The sequence below is a fragment of the Gordonia westfalica genome (genome assembly GCF_900105725.1).
Taxonomy (GTDB): domain Bacteria; phylum Actinomycetota; class Actinomycetes; order Mycobacteriales; family Mycobacteriaceae; genus Gordonia; species Gordonia westfalica.
The window spans coordinates 146,491-165,128 of the sequence record NZ_FNLM01000034.1 but is presented as its reverse complement, the minus strand read 5'-3'; the positions used below and the strand labels follow the sequence as shown (position 1 = coordinate 165,128).

The window sequence follows — 18,638 nt, the reverse complement described above, 5'->3', positions numbered from 1 at the left end:
TCGAAGCGAATTGAGGAATTCATCGATCAGGTTTCTTCGCGGGCATTTAGCGCTTTTCCGGAGTCGGTGAAGTATGCGCTTGCCGTCGAGGATTCCGATTCCCTGCTCCTGCGTCGGCAGTGGCATCGGGAAAACGATGTCGACGACTTCGGGGTGCCGGTGGGCAAGGATGTCTGTTGCGCGTTCGCCGACTCGTCCGGCCGGTTGACCGCGGCAAAACTGGAGAGCCTGTCTCGCGAGATCCTCGCCGATCTCGAGCTCGACCCGTGGGCCACGGATGCGGAGGTCGGTTCATCGGTGAGCGAGGCCGCCGAGTCGGTGCCGTGGATCCTCACCCTGCGAACCGATGTGGACCGCGCCTCCCGCGAGGAGATCGCGTCACGCCACCCGACGCTCGGGCTCCGGGCGAAGCCACTGATCGCGATGTCCTGATCGTCGTGGACATCTCGTCATCGAAGCAGAGGAGTCAGCGATGACCACCACCACACATGTTCCGAACGCTCCCCTGACGCGAGACCTGCTCGAGAGCCAGTTGGCCGCCGACTGTCGTGAACGTGCCGTCGTCAGTGCGGAGGTCCTCGAGCACCGCGCCGCCGGCGACCTGGAGAACAACGACGCATACCACGGCGCGGTGGGCCGGCTCGAAACGCTCGACCGGCGTATCGCGCAGTTGTACGCGGCGCTGTCCACCGCGGACGCCGAACCGTCTGCGGACGGCACGGTACAGGTCGGCTCGATGGTCACGGTGGTGTTCGATCACGATCCCGGCGACGTCACGACCTTCCTGGTCGGCCCGCCGGAGCAGTACACCGTGGTGGGCGTCGACGTCTGCTCACCCGATTCACCGCTCGGCCAGGCGGTTCTGGGCACCGACGTCGGCGACGACCGCACATATCGGCTACCCAACGGTCGAGAGTGCACGATCACGGTCAAAGCGCACCGGATCGAGCTTCTCTGACGCAGCGTTGCTTCATGCGCGAACCCGCGGCCGGCGGATGGCGGCACCATGAGGGACATCGCCGCAGCGGCCGGAATCCCGGTGACCCGGTTCCGGCCGCCCGCTCGTCGAGCGTCCCACCCCACGGTGGCGGCCGACGTCGTGGTGATCGGACGACCGGGGGCTCTGACGGAGCGGGTGCGTCGGGTCCTCCACGAACGAGGGCTGGCCGTCGAGGTCGTGGGTGTCCGGTCGGCGGGTGTTCAGAGCCGGGATCGCGCCTCCGACGGTGAGCCGGTCTCGGGCAGACCCGCGGGAGCCCGGTCGTGCATCGCCGTGCTCGATCGGCCACCCCGGCCTCGGCGAGGGTGGTGGGACTGGCGCAGCCGGAGGCTCGAACGACAGCAGGAGGACAGCCTCATCGACGCGGTGTCGGACGTCGCGTCGAACGCCCGGAACCTCGGTTTGCTGGTCGTCGCCGATGCGTCGACACCGGGCGAGACCGACATCGCACGAGAACGGGCCAGGCACGTCGCACGCGTCGCCGACTACGAGGCAGCCATCAACGGAAACCCGCTGAGCTCGGCTTTCTATCTCCGCACGAGCGCAGCCGACTGTTCATCCGGAGCGTTCCCGGCGGTCGTCGACTGGGCCCTCCGGGGACCGGATTTATAGACATTTCCTGCCGATCGATAGGCTGCGGGGTGGCGGTGGCCCGATTCCGGGTGCACCGCCGCTCCCACAGGTACCGAATAAGGAAGTGGTGGCCACCGTGGCCGTGCTCGACGAGAAGATCAGCGATCTGTACGAACAGGTGGTTGCGCGCAACCCCGGAGAGGCCGAATTCCACCAGGCCGTTCGTGAGGTCTTCGACTGCCTCGGCCCCGTTCTGGCCAAGCACCCGCACTATGCCGACGCCGGGATCATCAAGCGTCTGACCGAGCCCGAGCGGCAGATCATCTTTCGCGTGCCGTGGGTCGACGACCAGGACCAGGTCCAGGTCAACCGCGGGTTCCGCGTCGAGTTCAACTCGGCCCTCGGCCCCTACAAGGGCGGCCTCCGCTTCCATCCGAGCGTCTACCTCGGCGTGGTCAAGTTCCTCGGCTTCGAGCAGATCTTCAAGAACGCGCTCACCGGTCTACCGATCGGCGGCGGCAAGGGCGGCGCCGACTTCGACCCCAAGGGTCGCTCGGACGGCGAGATCATGCGGTTCTGCCAGTCCTTCATGACCGAGCTCTACCGCCACATCGGTGAGTACACCGACGTCCCCGCCGGCGATATCGGCGTCGGCGGCCGGGAGATCGGCTACCTGTTCGGTCAGTACAAGCGCATCACCAACCGTTACGAGTCCGGCGTCCTGACCGGCAAGGGACTCGCCTGGGGAGGATCGCAGGTCCGCACCGAGGCCACCGGCTACGGCGCGGTGTTCTTCGTCCGCGACATGCTCGCCGCGGTCGACGACAAGCTCGACGGCAAGACCGTCGTCGTGTCGGGATCGGGCAACGTCGCCATCTACGCCATCGAGAAGATCCAGCAACTCGGTGGCCGCGTCACCGCCTGCTCGGACTCGAGCGGATACATCGTCGACGAAGCAGGCATCGACCTGGAGCTCCTCAAGGAGATCAAGAACGTCCAGCGGGGTCGCATCGCCGACTATGCGAAGGCGCGCCCCGCTGCGCGGCTCGTCACCAACGGATCGCTGTGGAACGTGCCCACCGACATCGCCATCCCGTGCGCGACCCAGAACGAACTCAACGGCGCCGACGCCACCGCGCTCGTCAGGAACGGGGTCCGCATCGTCGCCGAGGGCGCCAACATGCCGTGCACCCCCGAGGCCGTACGCATCTTCGGCGACGCCGGAGTCCGCTTCGCACCCGGCAAGGCGGCGAACGCCGGCGGTGTGGCCACGAGCGCACTCGAGATGCAGCAGAACGCATCTCGCGACTCGTGGACCTTCGGCTACACCGAAGAGCGTCTCTCGGAGATAATGACCTCCATCCACGATCACTGCCTGCACACCGCCGAGGAATATGGCGCACCCGGCAACTACGTGACCGGCGCGAACATCGCCGGCTTCACCCAGGTCGCCGACGCGATGCTGGCCCTCGGCCTCATCTGAGCCGCTACACCCGCTGCATCTGTATGACGTTGTGCCCGGATTCCGGGCACAACGTCATACCGCTTTCCCGGGCCCCTTGACACCGCTCGGTCCTCGGCGCTTCAGTGTGCTCACCGACGGATCGTCCGTTCGACTGATTGGGGCCGGCTGTGCGAGGTGTATCGATGACGGGACCGGATCGACGGGCCGCCGGACCGCGACGGGTCCTCTCGACGTTGCTCGCCATTCTCGGGGTGTTCACACTCGCGGTGGGTGTGGCCCCGAGCGCCACCGCTGCCCCGGGGAATGAGACCGGTTTCGCCCTCCCGTTCTCGGGCGCTCCGGCCTTTGAGCGATTTGCACCGCCGAAGCTGACGAAGCCGTCGCAACTCAACCAGCCGATGGGTCTCGCAGCCGCCGATCGTGTGGCAGCGGCAATCGGGTTGTCTCCGAAAGATGCTCTCTCCGAACAGCAATACCGCTCCTTCTTGAGCGGCGGCGGTATCGGCGGAAGCCGCGACGCGGCCAAGATCATCGACGCCTGTCTGATCATCCTGACCAACACCACCGGTCGTCCGATGTTCGGCGACTCCGTCGTCGGAAGCTATGGCCTGTACGTGAACGAGCAGGGCATGCTGCAGAGCCCCGCGAACGCGAGTGCGCCCACGCGACAGGTCAATTCGCTGATCGCCCCCGGCGGCTACGTCGGCACGTGGCTGCGCGACAACGGGGCGACCGACACCCTGCTGGCGCTCTACCGGTCGGCCTACACGATCGAGGTCCCGTTCGGCTTTGTCGCACAACAGATGTCGGGCGCCGCACAGTTGGTGACGAACACCAAGGCCGGCGTCACGACCACCGTCGGCATGTCGATGGCGCCGCCGCTGTGGATCGTGAACTTCGCGCTGCTCTACATCGTCAAGCCGTCACTCGCCGCTGCGATGCCCGCCTACTGGGCGCCCATCCCGCCGCCGGTGGCCGTTGCGATCAAGGCCAGCCCCAACGGCCAGGTGCCCTACAGCAGGTACGCCTCGCACTTCGGGTGAGCGGGCGGGTGTACTCGGACTGCGGTATACCGCCCTGTCCTCAATTCGTAGTAGGTGTGCACGCGATCGCGATGAGCGTCACCGCGATCTCCCGGCCGAGCGTCGACTTCCGTAACGGCTTGTCACGCAGTCTCATCGCGAGTTCGCCGGTGACCACGACGAGGACTTGCTCGGCCAGGTGATCGGGATTCGCGCACGGCAGTTGCGCGGCGAGATCGCGCAGGGTTCGGCGCATGTGGTCGGTGTCGCGGGTGACGGCGTCGGCGATCTCGGCCGGCGGGTCGGACATCTCGGCGGCGGTGCCGAGGAACGCACACCACCGCGCGCCGTCGGGTCGGGCCGCGAAGTCGTCGATGGCGTCGAAGATGGCGAGCAGACGGCCCTCGGCGTCGGGGGCAGCCGCGATGAGACTCCCCCACGTCTCGCGCCACCGCTCGTGTCGTCGTTCGAGTGATGCGGCGACCAATGCCTCCTTGCTGCGGTAGCCGCGGTAGAGCGTCGCCGCCGACACGCCCGCCCGCGCGAGGATGGCGTCGACGGGTGTCGACTCGATTCCGCGCGAGAACACGAGGTCATCAACTGCGTCGAGCAGTTTCTCCGCGGAGGCCTTGCGCATCGGCATGGCAATCAGCCTAGACTCGAAAATATGAAACGCACGTTTTCGTTTGGTCTCGATCGGGAGCCACTGGTCATCGTGGCCGGCACTGCTTTCATCGCGGCGACCTACGGGCTGGTGCGCCTCGCCTACGGGCTTTTCCTGCCCGACGTACAGACCGATCTGGCCCTCGACTCGGCACGGGCGGGGTACATCTCGTCGGGATCGTCGCTGGTCTACTGCCTGGCGGCGGTGTGCGGCTTCCTCTACGGGCGCCGCTACCCGCGGGCGCTCATCGTGGTCGCAACCGTCACCGCGGCCGGTGGTGTCTGGGGCATGGCCGCCGCCGGCAATCTGATCGTCTTCGGCTTGTTCGCGGTGATCAGCTCGGCGGGCGCAGGTCTGGCATCGCCCGCACTGGTGAGCGTCGTACGGCGCAACATCGCCGCAGACCGTGTCGATCGCGCCCAGTCCATGGTCAATTCCGGTACCGGCCCCGGGCTCGTCGGCGCCGGGGCACTCGCGCTCGTCTTCCTGCCCGAATGGCGCGTGACCTGGGCGGTCATCGGTGTGGTGACGGTGATCATCGCGGTCGGCCTCCTCGCAGCCGACCGACCGGGATCGGCCGGCCGGGACGAGCAGGCACCGACGTTCTCCGTCGCCTGGGTCCGCCGCCACGCGACCGCACTGACCGTCGCCGTCCTGATGGGCGCGGCGTCGAGCGCCATGTGGACCTACGGACGCGCAATCCTCGTCGACAACGGCGGATCGTCACAGCGCGGCACGACCATCGCCTGGATCATGATCGGGATCGGCGGTGCCGCAGTGGCTCTCACCGCCGCACCGCTGGCGAGGTGGTCCGCGACGTCGGCGTGGACCCTCAGCTGCTCGACGATGACCGCCGGCATCGTCCTGGTCGCGGCGGCTCCGGGCCGAATGACGGTCGCGCTCATCGGCTGCCTGTTGTTCGGGTGGGGATTCACGTCCGCGACGTCGGCGCTCATCGCCTGGACCTCGACCATCGACGCGGCACGCTCCGCCGCGGGCACCGCACTCCTGTTCATCGCGTTGATGTTCGGGCAGGCCGTCGGTGCCACCGCCCTCGGCGCCGTCATCACCGCTGTGGGTTACGGGTTCGCGTTCATCGTGGCCGCGGTGGCGTCGGCCGTGTCGATCGCCGTCGCCCTGCTCGATCGGACCGGTCGACGAGCGGACGCCGACGAGCGGCCCGGCTCAGGTGAACCAGGACATGAGCCGTCCGCGGGACCAGCACCGATCGAGCGCATCACCGGTGAACTCGAGGGGCGGCAACGCCGTTGAGGGTCCGAACACGGTGAGCCCGATGATGCTGTGACCCGACGCCGGACGGTCCCCGGGACAGAGCACGGCGTAGCGCCCGGTGCGGTCCGAGCGCTTCGAAGACACGCTCACCGTCCCAGAGCCGTTCCGGCGGCTCTCGATGACCGCTCGGCCAGCGTCGCGAATGCGTTCTGCAGCTCGACCGGGCCCACGACGTCCACATCGGCATCGAAACGCGCCAGTGAAGCGCAGAGCCCGGCCCAGGAGAAAGATCCCAGTCGAACGCGGCACCTCCCGGGGCCGCGGGGCTCGACCTCTGCATCGGTGAGATAGGACGCCACGTCCCGGGCGTCGAGGTGAAGGATCACTTCGCCACGACAGGGCCACTCGTCTGCCTCGGTCGACCCCTTGAACCGCCCCGCGAGGAACTTTCCGACGTCGCCGCCGGGGATCTCGCGCGGGACGAACCGTGGACCGTTCGGCACCCGCGGGCGGACGCGATCGGCACGATACGTTCGCCAGTCCTGGGATTGCGGACTCCAACCCACCACATACCACCGACCCGACCAGGCGACGAGATGATGGGGCTGCGTGCGCCGGGGAGCCGCGTCGTCGTCGAAATCCTCTCCGGCACGCCGGTAGTCGAAGCGCAGCTCCTCGCTCGCCCGTATCGCGGCGTCGACGGCGAGGATGACGTCGGTGCCGACCTCGCCGTGTCCGTTGCCCGCAGCCGACACCTCGAGCGAGTCGATGCGGGTGCTCAGTCTCCTCGGCAGCACCTGGCGCATCGTCGACAACGCCCGACCTGCGGACTCGGCGATCCCTGCACCCGTCCCGGTGGCGGTCTTGAGCGCGATCGCGATGGCGACCGCCTGCTCGTCGTCGAACAGCATGGGCGGCAGAGCCGTTCCCGCGTCGAGCCGATAGCCGCCGTCCCTGCCCTTGGTGCCGTCGATCCGATATCCGAGCTCGCGGAGACGTTCCACGTCACGACGGACGGTCCGCTCGCTGACCTGCAACCGCTCGGCCAAGCGCGACCCCGGCCACTCGCGCGTCTGCTGCAACAACGACAGCAGCGCGAGCAGGCGTTGGGACGTCTCCGCGGACGAGGTGGCCGGCATGTGATGATCATGCCGCACACAGCGGACGAACTCTGTCCTATTTTGCTGCGACAGTCGTCTCAGCCCAGAAGAACTGGGGTTCTTTTCATCAGGAGACCCGACATGACCATCACCGCTGTCACCCATCTCAACTTCACCGGAAACGCCCGTGAGGCCCTGGAGTTCTACGCCTCGGTGTTCGACGGTCGACTCACCATCGCGACGTACGGCGACTTCGGTATGCCCGGTGAACTCCCGGATGCCGGACGCGTTGTCTTCGGTCAGGTGATCGCCGACTCCGGATTCCAGATCATGGCCTTCGACGCGCCGTCGCACGCCGACCTGACACCCGACCTGAACTCGAGGACACTCCGCGTGGACAACACCACCGCGACGGACGCACCGTTCTTCGTGTCGGTCCGCGGCGAGGATGTCGTCGAGGTCGGCGCGCTGTGGGACAAGCTGTCCGACGGCGGGCGGATCGTCGAGCCGTTCGGACCGGTGCCGTGGGCGCCCGCGTTCGGCATGCTCACCGACAGGTTCGGCGTGACCTGGATTCTCGATGTCGCGATGCAGTTCGCCGGCGCGTGATCGTCACGCGTCCTTCCGGGCGACCATCTCCGTGATCCAGATCGGCGCGAACGGCGAGATGCATCCGGGCGAGGTCGGATAGTCCTCGAGCACCTGTAACCGTTCGCCGATGGCCATCGCCCGCGAGCGGTGATCGGGATGCTCGATGCCGATCGTCGCCAGACAGGTGTTCATCGCCCACTGCAGGCGTTCCGGGGCGTCCGCCATCTCGGCCTCGATGGTGTCGAGCAGCCCGGCGAGGTCGAGACCGTCGGGCTGCTTGGCCACCCGCTCCGTGGTGAGGGCCCAGCCGGCGCTGGTGGCGGCTTCGTCGGCGTCGTCCATCCAGGCGACGCGGAGTTCTTCCTTGTGCGGGTTCTTCTTCACGACGTAGTTGACGAGCCAGTCGTGCACCTTCGGCCGGCCGGCTTCGCGCACCATCGTGTCGAGCTGCGCGGCGTCGAAGGCTTTCGGCCGGCAGATGAGAAGTGCGACGAGCCGAGCTGCGGTGTCGCCGGTCGCCCACAACGCCGACGCGAGATCGTGCTGGGTCTTGAGTCGTTTGGCGACGGCCCGGAGCTTGGTCAGGTTCACGCCGTGGTCGTCGCCGTGCTTCTCGTTCACCGCGCGGACCCTCGGGTCCTCGAGCTCGGCCAGTTCTGCCAGCACAGCGACAACCGTCGCGTCCACATCGGCGCTGCCCGCCATCTTCGCTCCACCTCGGCTCAACAACTCGTCGTCGCCCGCATCCGTTCGTCAGCCTACGACGCCCTGCCCGTCGGTCACTCGGCTCGGTACCTCCGCCCGGGGTACCTCGGCCACGGCGAACACGACCCGTCCGGTTCGTCCGGTTGGAATCCGAGGTCCGGCAACGAGATCGGCCGCGGTAGGTGAGACGAACACACCACCCGCCCTCCGACATCGGGCCCGCCGGGCACCTCGAGGCCTACGCTGAGTCTCATGGCCTTGGTACTCGGACCGATCCTGCGGCACGTCGACGAGACATCAGCGCTGGTCTGGGTACAAACCGACGGCCCGGCGGAGGTCGAGGTCCTCGCTGGCCGCGCGCGCACCTTCGAGGTTCTCGGCCATCACTACGCACTGGTCGAGGTCACCGGGCTGGCACCGGACACCACGACCGAGTACGAGGTGGTCGTCAACGGTTCCCGTGAATGGCCCCTGGCGGACTCGGATTTCCCGGCCAGCGTCATCCGGACCCGCGGACCCGCGACGGCCCACCGTCACCGGTTCGTCTTCGGGTCGTGCCGGTATCCCAAGGCGGAGGACCCGAAGATCGACGAGAAACTCGGACTCGACGCGTTGGACTGCTACGCGGTGCGCATGCGTCGGCTCCCCGTCGACGACTGGCCCGACACCCTGATCCTCCTCGGCGACCAGGTCTACGCCGACGAACTGACCCCGCAGGTCAAAGAGAAACTCGAGACGACCAGGACCTCGACGGTCGGTCCGTCCGACGAAGTGGTGAGTTTCCAGGAGTACGAGGGTCTCTACCGGCACACCTGGGGCGATCCGGAGATCCGCTGGATCCTGTCGACCGTTCCGACCGCGATGATCTTCGACGACCACGACATCCGCGACGACTGGAACACCTCCGACACGTGGCGCCGGCAGATGGACGAGCAACCATGGTGGCGCGACCGGATAAGGGCCGGACTCGCGTCGTACTGGGTGTACCAGCACCTGGGCAACCTCTCACCCGCCGAACTCGACGCCTCCGACGACTACCGCAGGGTGACCGAGATCGACGGGGACTGCTGGCCGCATCTGGTCGACCTCGCCGACCGCGCCGACGCCGAAACCGACGGCGTCAAGGGAATCCGGTTCAGCTTCCGCTGGGACCTCGGTGCGACCCGACTCACCATGATCGACTCACGCAACGGCCGCATTCTCGCCGGCGGTGCCCGAAAGATGCTGAGTGACAACGAGTTCGATTGGATCGAACAACAGGTGACCGACGGCGTCGAGTCGCTCGACCACGTGGTGCTCGGGTCGTCGTTGCCGTGGTTGCTCCCGCCGCTCCTCAGTGACGCCGAGACCCTCGACGAGATCGGGGCCCGCCACGACGGATGGGTCGGGCGGCTGGCCGAGAAGATACGGCAAGGAGCCGATCTGGAGCACTGGCCCGCATTCTTCGATTCCTTCACCCGGCTGAGCCGGCTGATCAGCGGAATCGCGGGTCCCGGGCATGGTGATGAGACCGCCGGCCCGGCGACCGTCAGCGTCCTGTCGGGCGACGTCCACCACAGTTACGCCGCGCGCGCCGAGTTCGCCGAACCCACCGATGCCGCGATCTATCAGTTGGTCTGTTCACCGGTGCACAACGCCATCCCGCCGTACATGAAGGGGGTGTTCCGGCTCGGCTGGTCGCCACGCCTCGCCCGGGTCGTCCGACGCTGGGCGCGCTTCCGCGGATCACCGCAGCTCCCCGTCGCGTGGCACAACGCTCTCGGCCCGCTGTTCGGCAACACCATCGCCTCGCTGATCCTCGACGGACGCTCCGCGCGGGTCACGTTCGAACAGCCCGACCTGGACGGAACCCTGCACGCTGCCGGCGATATGTCGTTGACGGGCGAATCCGTAGAAAGCGTGCGGCCATAGCGCCGCTATCTTCTACGAAATGCGGTCAGTCCAAGCAGAATTCGTTGCCCTCGGGGTCACGCATCACAATGTGCCCGGCACCGAGTGGCGGTTCCGGCTCATGTCGCTCGACGCGGGTCGCGCCCAATGCGACGAGCCTGGTCGCCTCCTCCTCGAGTGCGGCGAGACGATCGTCACCGGTCAGGCCCGGGGCGGCACGGACGTCGAGGTGCACCCGGTTCTTGGCGGACTTCCCTTCCGGCACCCGCTGGAAGAAGACCCGTGGACCACGACCGTCGGGGTCGAGCACCGCCGACGCGTCGTTCCTGCGTTCCTCGGGGACACCCATCGCGTCGAGCGCGGCGTCCCAGCTGTCGAATCCCGCGGGCGGGGCCTGAACCCGGTAACCGAGTACCTCGGCCCAGAACGCGGCGAGAGCCGCGGGATCAGCGCAATCGAACGTGACCTGGATTTCTGTGGACATTCCTCCACTGTGTCGCACAACGAGGACAACTGACGTCCTCATCGCGAAGAACTTCTCCGGTGAGTCAGCGCAGCCGCTCGCCGTACACCCGCGTCACCGACAGCACCATCAGCACGCGGCGATCGGACACCATCACGCTCCGGTACTCGTCCCAGTCCGGGTGTTCGCCCGCGGCCTTGCGGTAGTAGTCGACGAGCGCCTCCACCTCGGGCCCGTGGGGATCGGTTCCCGGTCCGATCAGCGTGACGTCGCCTTCCGCGGTCGCCCACGTGTAGTGGTCGGGTCCGGTGACCTCGAGTGCCGCCCGCGGGTCGCGCCGCAGGTTCGCCGTCTTGGCGCGGCCCTCGGTCATCGAGACATAGATCGTGTCGGCGTCGCGATCGTAGAAGGCGGTCACCGGCGACAGCTGTGGAAGGCCGGAGGACTTGATCGTGGCGAGGACACCGAGGCTTGATTCGGCGAGCAGGTCGCGCGGGTCGTACTTCGAGGTGGTCATGGTCTGGGCAACTGCTCGTGGTCGGCGACTATTCCGGCGCGACGCCCCCGCAGATCTGGTGCGGAATCCCGGCCGGCGGACATCTCGGACCTATACCGTCGTACGGTGTTCACGATCGGAATAGTGGCGGCGTCGCTCGCCGCGGTCGCCTACGGATTGTCGACGGTCCTGCGCGCGCTCGGCGCCCGGAATGCGGCCCGTTCCGCCGACGCCGCGTCGATCACGTCCGAGGGCGGGCCGTCGCTGCGCTCGACGCTAGACACCTTCCGCGACCCCGCCTTCCTCGTCGGCACCCTCATGGTGATCCTCGGCTTCGCCGGTGGTGCTGTCGCCGCACGGCTGCTACCGCTGTTCCTCGCCCAGACCATCGTCGCCGGGAACCTGATCATCACCGCGCTGCTCGGCAGCGTCCTGCTCGGCACAAAACTGCGGGGTCGGGACCTTCTCGCGATGGGCGTGGTGGTCGCGTCGCTCTGCATGCTCGGCGCGTCGGCATCTCACGAAGCCGCGACCGCGCACGACATGGCGTTTCACTGGGCGCTGTTCATCGTGTCGACGACCGTCGCCCTGGTGGGGCTCGTCGTCGTGCATCTCCTCGGACGAGCCGGCGCCATCCTGGCGGGGGCGCTCGCCGGCGCGATGTACGGCGCACTGGCGGTGGCGGTGCGTGTCCTCGACGGCGTTCACCCGTTCGATGTCGCGTCCCTGCTCACCGACCCGGCTGCCTGGACGATCGCGATCGCCGGTGCGGTCGCGTTCTACGTCCAGACCGTCGCACTGCAGCTCGGGCCGGTCAACGCCGTCACCGCCGTGCTCGTCGTCGGAGAGGTCGGCATCCCTTCGGTGATCGGCGTCCTGTTCCTCGGCGACCGCGCCGTCGACGGGCTCGGCTGGCTCGCCTATGTCGGATTCGCCGGAGCGATCGCCGGAGCATTCGCGGTCGCGTGGTTGACGTCCACTCCCGACGAGACCGATCCATCCCGTGGAGTGGCTGTCGAGCCGACCAGACAAAAGTGGGACATTCTGTCGCGCAACGTCCTCCCGGTCCACAGACCGAGCCACAGTGCGACTTATGCTTGGCCTCCGCTGTTTGCCGGCCACCCGACGCTCCCCCGATGCGTTCGGCGCCGCACGTCATCGCGCCCTGCCGGCCCGCAGGGCGTGACCTCCAACCCGAACAGGCAATCGACCCGTGAAGAAGATCGGCATCCCCGCCCTGGCCCTCGCCGGCCTGACCACCTACGACCTGCTGCAGAAACGCCACAGCATCCTGCGGACCTTCCCCGTCGTCGGACATCTGCGGTACGCGGTGGAGGCGGCCGGACCCGAACTGCGGCAGTACATCGTCACCGACAACAACACCGAGCGCCCGTTCAACCGAGACCAGCGCCGCTGGATCTATGCCTCGGCGAAACTCGAGAACAACTATTTCGGGTTCGGCAGCGACAACAACATCGACGGCGTCGACGGCTATCCGATCTTCAAGGCCCGCACCTTCAGTGATCTGCCCGCCCGTCCACATTCACCGCAGGCATTCCTCCCGTCGGCGAAGGTCCTCGGCGGACCCCGCGCACGTCGCGCCGCCTTCCGGCCCTCCTCACTGGTCAACATCTCCGCCGTGAGTTACGGCTCGCTGTCCGCTCCGGCGGTCGAAGCGCTCAATACCGGCGCCGCACTTGCCGGATCGCTGCACAACACCGGCGAGGGCGGCCTGTCCGCGCACCACCGCCACGGCGGCGACCTCGTGTACCAGATCGGCACCGGCTACTTCGGTTGCCGCACCACCGACGGAGCGTTCTCCCTTCCGGCACTCCTGGAGTCGATTGCCGACGCGCCCGTGCGCGCCATCGAGATCAAACTCAGTCAGGGTGCCAAACCCGGCCTCGGGGGCGTCCTGCCCGGCGCGAAAGTCACCGAAGAGATCGCCCGCATCCGCGGCATCGAGCCCGGGAAGGATTGTGTGAGTCCCTCACGGCACAGCGCCTTCGGTGACGTGGACTCCCTCCTCGATTTCGTCGAGACCATCGCCGAGGCAACCGGACTCCCCGTCGGCATCAAGTCCGCCGTCGGCCACCTCGAGTTCTGGGAAGACCTCGCCGACGCCATGATCCCCGGAACACGCGGCGTCGACTTCATCACCATCGACGGCGGCGACGGCGGCACCGGAGCCGCACCGCTGGCTTTCACCGACCACGTCAGCTATCCACTGCACACCGCATTCCCCTTGGTGCAGAGAATCTTCCAGAAGGCCGGTATCGCAGAGAACATCACCTGGATCGCATCCGGCCGCGCCGGACTGCCCGACACCGCACTCATGGCGTTCGCGGCAGGCGCCGACATGGTCAACGTCGCTCGTGAAGCGATGCTCTCCATCGGCTGTATCCAAGCCCAGCGCTGCCACACCGGGCACTGCCCTACCGGCGTCGCCACCCAGAATGCCTGGCTCATGCGCGGCGTCGACCCGACCACCAAGAGCGCCCGCGTCGCCAACTACATGACCGCGCTGCGGCGCGACCTACTGAAGCTCTCCGACGCCCTCGCTGTCGCCCACCCAGCGCTGGCCGGCTCCGACGACATCGACATCCTCCACGCCGACGGCAGCATCACGTCCCTGACCGACGCCATCGGATACCAACCGGGCTGGGGTCTTCCTTCCCGGGACGACCGCACCGAGATCACCCGCATCATGTACGCGGATGCGTGACCCGAGAAACCGACTGACCCCCAACCAGCACTGTTGCGACGTTCTTCTCTATTTGTGTCTTTGGCCGTACGATCGGCGACATGGACGCGCGCGACATCCTGACCACCATCCCGACCGACACCGCCGAGGCGCTCGAGCTCTTCGACTCCTGCGCCGCCGTCGAGCCGGAGTTCATGATCGGCACGTGGCGAGGTGCCGAACTGCCGACCGGACATCCGCTCGACGGCTTCCTCGCGGCCAGCGGCTGGTGGGGCAAGCAGTTCATCGACGCCGAGACCGTGCATCCCCTCCTGTTCCCGACCCGGGACGGTTCCGCGCTCTGGGCGATGAACCCGGCCATCGCCTTCAGCGGGCTGACGATCGCCGAGAAGGCGCCGCAGACCAAGACGATGTCGTTCGCCACGCCGATCGCCGCGACCCGGCTGTTGAGCCAGACGCGGAAGGCGCGGGCACGCCTGCGCACGACGCGCTATCGCGGAATCGACACCGCGACGATGGCGTACGACCAACTGCCGATCCACGACGTGTTCCGCAAACTCTCCGACGACGCGGTCATCGGCGCCATGGACCTCAAGGGCTCGCCCGCACCGTACTTCTTCGTTCTTCGGCGAGATGATTCGCTGCGGCTGATCTGATCAGCGCTTGTTGAGCCGCTTCATCGAACGGGCACCAAGCCCTCATGGCTCGCCGCTTGCGCTCCTCGCACCTGAAGTACCCGCAGCCGGTGAACCGGCGTGAGGGTCCAAAGGCTCCGCTCCCTGAGGAGCGTCGGTAGCCCCGACTGCCGAACCTCAACTCGACCGGCTGACGTCGATCGACGTCTGCGGGTCGGGTTGACGTCGGCCGGTGGTTGGGTGAGCGAGGGGGCCTTCGCTTCAGAGTTCGGCGAGCGCGGCCCTGAGTTTGTTCGCCTCGGCGACCGCGTCGCGCAGTGCGACCTTGGACTCCGAGCGACTTTGTTCCGCCGTCGACAGTCGCTGACGGGCAAAGCGCAGGGAGTCCTCGCACCGCGACAACTGCTCGCGCAGCTCCCGTGCCCGGGCGACGAGTTCGTCGACCTCCGCGGACGCCTCGTCGACCGCGGACGACGCAACGCCGAGACCGTCGCGCGCAGCCCGTTCATCCTCCTCGGCCTGCGCGATACGTGACTCGAGCTCACGCCTGACCTCGGTGTCCTCGTCGGTGCGGTCGGTGGCGTCCGGTTCGACGTGGCGGGCCGGTTCGGCCGGCGGATCGGGCACGACGAACACCCCCGCCGGACCGAAGCCGCTGTACTCCGCAGAGGTGACGAGGCGTCCGCGGCGAAGAGCGTCCAGGGTGTCCGCATCGGCGATCGCCGCGCGCAGCGTCGTGGCGACCTCACGAACCGCACTGTCGGACAACCGCACTCCGAGCGATGAGGCGGTCCGCACCACGCCGTCGGTGGACGAGTTGATCAGATCCTGGCGCCGGCGGGACAGCTCGCGCATCGTGGCAGCTGCCGAACGTCGCTGCGCCGCAGACAGGTCCGCGGCCAGTGCGGTGACCTGGTCGGAGTCATCGGGATTCGCACGCACCCACTGGTTGATCGCCCAGGCCGCCTGCGTCGGCCGGCGCAAGTGTGAGATGTCCTTGGCGAGAGCGGATTCGCCCTCCCCCTTGACTTCCTTGGCCAGCTCGTTTCGCCGTTTCACGAACAGGTCCGGCGTCAGTCCATAGAGTTCGTCGACGATCTCGTCGAAGCGGGACATCGCGTCACCCGCGGCCGGCTGGACGTGGCTTGCACATGAGCTGATCGTACTTCCCCGGACGTGCACGATCCGATACTCGACATCGACGCAAAACTTGAACGATTCCAGAAAACTGTGCATACTTGCCCACATGCTCACCGACGACGACTGCGCCACACGCTTGCGCGCGGCACGACTCCGGGTCACCCGCCCGCGGGTCGCAGTCATGCGCGCGGTGCATGCACACCCCCATGCCGACACCGACTCCGTGTTCCGCTCGACGAGAGCCGAACTCGCCGAGGTCTCGCAGCAAACCGTCTATGACGTGTTGGCCGCGTTGACATCTGCCGGTCTCATCCGTCGGATACAGCCGTCCGGCCACGTGGCGCGTTACGAGTCACGGATCGGCGACAACCACCACCATGTGGTCTGCCGTTCATGCGGTGCGATCGGAGACGTGGACTGCGCCATCGGTGCGGCCCCGTGCCTGACCGCGTCCAACGACCAGGGTTTCGTCATCGACGAGGCCGAGGTCGTCTACTGGGGCCTCTGCCCCGACTGCAAGGCCTGATCAACCCGAGATCGTCAACTCTCATCGGTCGAGCCGCACCAGCGGTCCGACCGGGATCACGTCTGTGATCACAGCCACCATCACCATTTCCCGAAAGGAATGACATGGCGCAAGAACACCCGCCGATCGCCGAGGCGAACACCGAACCCACGGCGGGCGGATGCCCCGTCATGCACGATCGTGCCAAGCAGCCCACCGAGGGTGGCGGCAACCGTGACTGGTGGCCGAATCAGATGAATCTGAAGATCCTGCAGCACAATCCGGATGTCGTGAATCCGCTTGACGCAGAATTCGACTACCACGAGGCACTCAAGTCCCTCGACGTCGACGCCCTCAAGGCGGATCTGACCGCCCTCATGACCGATTCGCAGGACTGGTGGCCCGCGGACTTCGGCCACTACGGCGGCCTCATGGTCCGTATGTCCTGGCATGCCGCGGGCACCTACCGCGTCCAGGACGGACGAGGTGGCGCGGGCGCGGGCATGCAGCGTTTCGCGCCCCTGAACAGCTGGCCCGACAACGCCAACCTCGACAAGGCCCGTCGCCTGCTGTGGCCGATCAAGAAGAAGTACGGCCAGGCCGTCTCCTGGGCCGACCTGCTGGTCTTCGCGGGCAACGTCGCTCTCGAATCGATGGGCTTCAAGACCGCGGGCTTCGCCTTCGGCCGCGTCGACGAGTGGGAGCCCGACGACGTCTACTGGGGTCCCGAACTCGAGTGGCTCGCCGATCAGCGCTACAAGGGTGACCGCGAACTCGAGAAGCCGCTGGCCGCCGTCCAGATGGGCCTCATCTACGTGAACCCGGAAGGCCCCAACGGCAATCCGGACGTCCTGGGGTCGGCCGCCGACATCCGCGACACCTTCGCCCGGATGGCGATGAACGACGTCGAGACCGCCGCCCTGATCGTCGGTGGTCACACCTTCGGCAAGACCCACGGCGCCGGCGACGCGAGCCAGGTCGGCCCTGAGCCCGAGGCCGCGTCGCTCGAGGACAACGGCCTCGGCTGGCGCAGCTCGCACGGCGACGGCTCCGGTGCCGACACGATCACCAGTGGTCTCGAGGTCATCTGGAACCCGACCCCGACCCAGTGGGACAACGCGTTCCTGGAAACCCTCTACGGCTACGAGTGGGAGCTCTACAAGAGCCCGGCGGGCGCCAACCAGTGGCGTCCGAAGGACGGCGCCGGCGACGGCACCGTGCCCATGGCGTTCGGCGACGGGAAGACCCACCCGTCGATGCTGACCAGCGATCTCGCGCTGCGCTTCGACCCCGAGTACGGCAAGATCACCCGCCGCTGGCTCGACCACCCGGAGGAGCTGGCCGAGGAATTCGCCAAGGCCTGGTTCAAGCTGCTCCACCGCGACATGGGCCCCGCTGTCCGCTACCGCGGCCCGCTGGTTCCCGAGGTCACCTACGGCTGGCAGGACAACGTGCCGGTGCACGAGGGACCGCTCGTCTCCGACGCCGACATCGCCGCACTGAAGACCGCTCTCCTCGAGTCGGGCCTGTCGGTCTCGCAGCTGGTGAAGACCGCCTGGGCGGCCGCATCGTCGTTCCGCGGCAGCGACTTCCGCGGTGGCGCAAACGGTGGCCGCCTCCGCCTGCAGCCGCAGGCCGGCTGGGAGGCCAACGAGCCCGCCGAACTCGCCGACGTCGTCGCGACGCTGGAGGGTATCGCCGGGTCGTTCACCGGTGAGGCCGGCGCGAAGATCTCCTTCGCCGATCTCGTCGTACTCGGTGGTGTCGCGGCGATCGAGAAGGCCGCTCGCGAAGCGGGAGTCGACGTCACCGTGCCGTTCACCCCGGGTCGCACCGACGTGGCACAGGACGACATCGACGTCGAGTCGTTCGCCTACCTCGAGCCCACCGCCGACGGTTTCCGCAACTACGTCGGCAGTGACAACGGCGAGCGGGGTCTGGCACAGCCCGCCGAGTTCAAGCTGCTCGACCGGGCGAACCTGCTCACCGTGAGCGCACCGGAGATGACCGCTCTCATCGGCGGACTGCGCGTTCTGGGTGCGAACTACCAGAACTCGGCACTGGGTGTGCTCACCGACAAGCCGGGCGTGCTGACGAACGACTACTTCGTCAACCTGCTCGACATGGCGACCGCTTGGTCGAAGACCGACGACGAGAACGTCTTCGTCGGCACCGACCGCGCCACCGGCGAGCAGACCTGGACCGGCAGCCGCGTCGACCTGGCGTTCAGCTCGAACTCGCAGCTGCGCGCCCTGGCCGAGGTGTACGCCTCCGACGACGCCAAGGAGAAGTTCGTCAAGGACTTCGTGGCGGCGTGGGACAAGGTCATGAACCTGGACCGGTTCGACATCTGACCCGATCCATCGATCAGCTGAATCGCTGATCGCCTCTCACACGACGATGCGGTGGTACCCGACCCGGGTGCCACCGCATCGTCGTCTGGCGAGGACCG

Annotated in this window: 18 protein-coding genes; 12 read left to right on the top strand and 6 right to left on the bottom strand. The window is 67.4% G+C overall.

The window, feature by feature from the left end; translation table 11 throughout:
* Positions 1 to 66 precede the first annotated feature (66 nt).
* From BLU62_RS06030 to BLU62_RS06010, 5 genes are all read left to right on the top strand, one after another.
* On the top strand, positions 67 to 432 hold the full coding sequence (locus tag BLU62_RS06030; RefSeq protein WP_244278078.1) for a hypothetical protein: 366 nt from the start codon (positions 67 to 69) through the stop codon (positions 430 to 432).
* A 40-nt stretch (positions 433 to 472) separates the two neighbouring features.
* Entirely contained in the window at positions 473 to 958 is a 486-nt protein-coding gene (locus BLU62_RS06025) for a GreA/GreB family elongation factor (protein WP_074848721.1), read from the top strand.
* A gap of 48 nt (positions 959 to 1,006) precedes the next feature.
* Positions 1,007 to 1,612 (top strand): hypothetical protein, encoded by a 606-nt coding sequence (locus BLU62_RS33745; protein WP_244278077.1) that lies wholly within the window; start codon positions 1,007 to 1,009, stop codon positions 1,610 to 1,612.
* An 85-nt stretch (positions 1,613 to 1,697) separates the two neighbouring features.
* Entirely contained in the window at positions 1,698 to 3,056 is a 1,359-nt protein-coding gene (gene gdhA / locus BLU62_RS06015; protein WP_084811741.1) for an NADP-specific glutamate dehydrogenase, read from the top strand.
* A 164-nt stretch (positions 3,057 to 3,220) separates the two neighbouring features.
* A complete protein-coding gene (locus BLU62_RS06010) occupies positions 3,221 to 4,081 on the top strand; it encodes a hypothetical protein (RefSeq protein WP_244278076.1) in 861 nt (286 codons plus the stop codon).
* A gap of 40 nt (positions 4,082 to 4,121) precedes the next feature.
* On the opposite strand, the gene BLU62_RS06005 is transcribed toward BLU62_RS06010, so the two are convergent.
* On the bottom strand, positions 4,122 to 4,703 hold the full coding sequence (locus BLU62_RS06005; RefSeq protein ID WP_074848718.1) for a TetR/AcrR family transcriptional regulator: 582 nt from the start codon (positions 4,701 to 4,703) through the stop codon (positions 4,122 to 4,124).
* A gap of 24 nt (positions 4,704 to 4,727) precedes the next feature.
* Between BLU62_RS06005 and BLU62_RS06000 the strand changes: the two genes are divergently transcribed.
* Positions 4,728 to 5,996 (top strand): MFS transporter, encoded by a 1,269-nt coding sequence (locus BLU62_RS06000; RefSeq protein WP_074848715.1) that lies wholly within the window; start codon positions 4,728 to 4,730, stop codon positions 5,994 to 5,996.
* 107 nt (positions 5,997 to 6,103) lie between these two features.
* On the opposite strand, the gene BLU62_RS05995 is transcribed toward BLU62_RS06000, so the two are convergent.
* Positions 6,104 to 7,096: a helix-turn-helix transcriptional regulator gene (locus tag BLU62_RS05995; protein WP_074848713.1), complete on the bottom strand. Its 993-nt coding sequence runs from the start codon at positions 7,094 to 7,096 to the stop codon at positions 6,104 to 6,106.
* Between the two features lie 102 nt (positions 7,097 to 7,198).
* On the opposite strand from BLU62_RS05995, the gene BLU62_RS05990 reads away from it, so the two are divergent.
* Positions 7,199 to 7,666 carry a VOC family protein gene (locus BLU62_RS05990; RefSeq protein ID WP_074848711.1) on the top strand — a complete coding sequence of 156 codons (468 nt, stop codon included), beginning with the start codon at positions 7,199 to 7,201 and terminating at the stop codon, positions 7,664 to 7,666.
* 3 nt (positions 7,667 to 7,669) lie between these two features.
* Here the strand turns inward: BLU62_RS05990 and BLU62_RS05985 are convergent, their stop codons facing one another.
* Positions 7,670 to 8,353 (bottom strand): DNA alkylation repair protein, encoded by a 684-nt coding sequence (locus BLU62_RS05985; RefSeq protein ID WP_074848709.1) that lies wholly within the window; start codon positions 8,351 to 8,353, stop codon positions 7,670 to 7,672.
* A 252-nt stretch (positions 8,354 to 8,605) separates the two neighbouring features.
* Here BLU62_RS05985 and BLU62_RS05980 point away from each other — a divergent pair, with 252 nt between their 5' ends.
* Entirely contained in the window at positions 8,606 to 10,264 is a 1,659-nt protein-coding gene (locus BLU62_RS05980) for an alkaline phosphatase D family protein (protein WP_074848707.1), read from the top strand.
* 25 nt (positions 10,265 to 10,289) lie between these two features.
* Here the strand turns inward: BLU62_RS05980 and BLU62_RS05975 are convergent, their stop codons facing one another.
* Together BLU62_RS05975 and BLU62_RS05970 are read right to left on the bottom strand one after the other, a co-directional pair.
* A complete protein-coding gene (locus tag BLU62_RS05975; protein ID WP_074848705.1) occupies positions 10,290 to 10,727 on the bottom strand; it encodes a VOC family protein in 438 nt (145 codons plus the stop codon).
* Between the two features lie 64 nt (positions 10,728 to 10,791).
* A complete protein-coding gene (locus BLU62_RS05970; RefSeq protein ID WP_074848703.1) occupies positions 10,792 to 11,223 on the bottom strand; it encodes a PPOX class F420-dependent oxidoreductase in 432 nt (143 codons plus the stop codon).
* Between the two features lie 1,192 nt (positions 11,224 to 12,415).
* Between BLU62_RS05970 and BLU62_RS05960 the strand changes: the two genes are divergently transcribed.
* A complete protein-coding gene (locus BLU62_RS05960) occupies positions 12,416 to 13,927 on the top strand; it encodes an FMN-binding glutamate synthase family protein (protein ID WP_074848701.1) in 1,512 nt (503 codons plus the stop codon).
* An 80-nt stretch (positions 13,928 to 14,007) separates the two neighbouring features.
* A complete protein-coding gene (locus tag BLU62_RS05955; RefSeq protein ID WP_074848700.1) occupies positions 14,008 to 14,562 on the top strand; it encodes a DUF4334 domain-containing protein in 555 nt (184 codons plus the stop codon).
* Positions 14,563 to 14,802: 240 nt separating this feature from the next.
* Here BLU62_RS05955 and BLU62_RS05950 read toward each other — a convergent pair whose 3' ends face one another.
* Entirely contained in the window at positions 14,803 to 15,657 is an 855-nt protein-coding gene (locus tag BLU62_RS05950) for a hypothetical protein (RefSeq protein WP_074852714.1), read from the bottom strand.
* A gap of 130 nt (positions 15,658 to 15,787) precedes the next feature.
* On the opposite strand from BLU62_RS05950, the gene BLU62_RS05945 reads away from it, so the two are divergent.
* Positions 15,788 to 16,207, top strand: a complete 420-nt coding sequence (locus BLU62_RS05945) for a Fur family transcriptional regulator (RefSeq protein ID WP_074848698.1) — start codon at positions 15,788 to 15,790, stop codon at positions 16,205 to 16,207.
* A 104-nt stretch (positions 16,208 to 16,311) separates the two neighbouring features.
* Positions 16,312 to 18,540: a catalase/peroxidase HPI gene (gene katG / locus BLU62_RS05940; RefSeq protein ID WP_074848696.1), complete on the top strand. Its 2,229-nt coding sequence runs from the start codon at positions 16,312 to 16,314 to the stop codon at positions 18,538 to 18,540.
* Positions 18,541 to 18,638 lie beyond the last annotated feature (98 nt).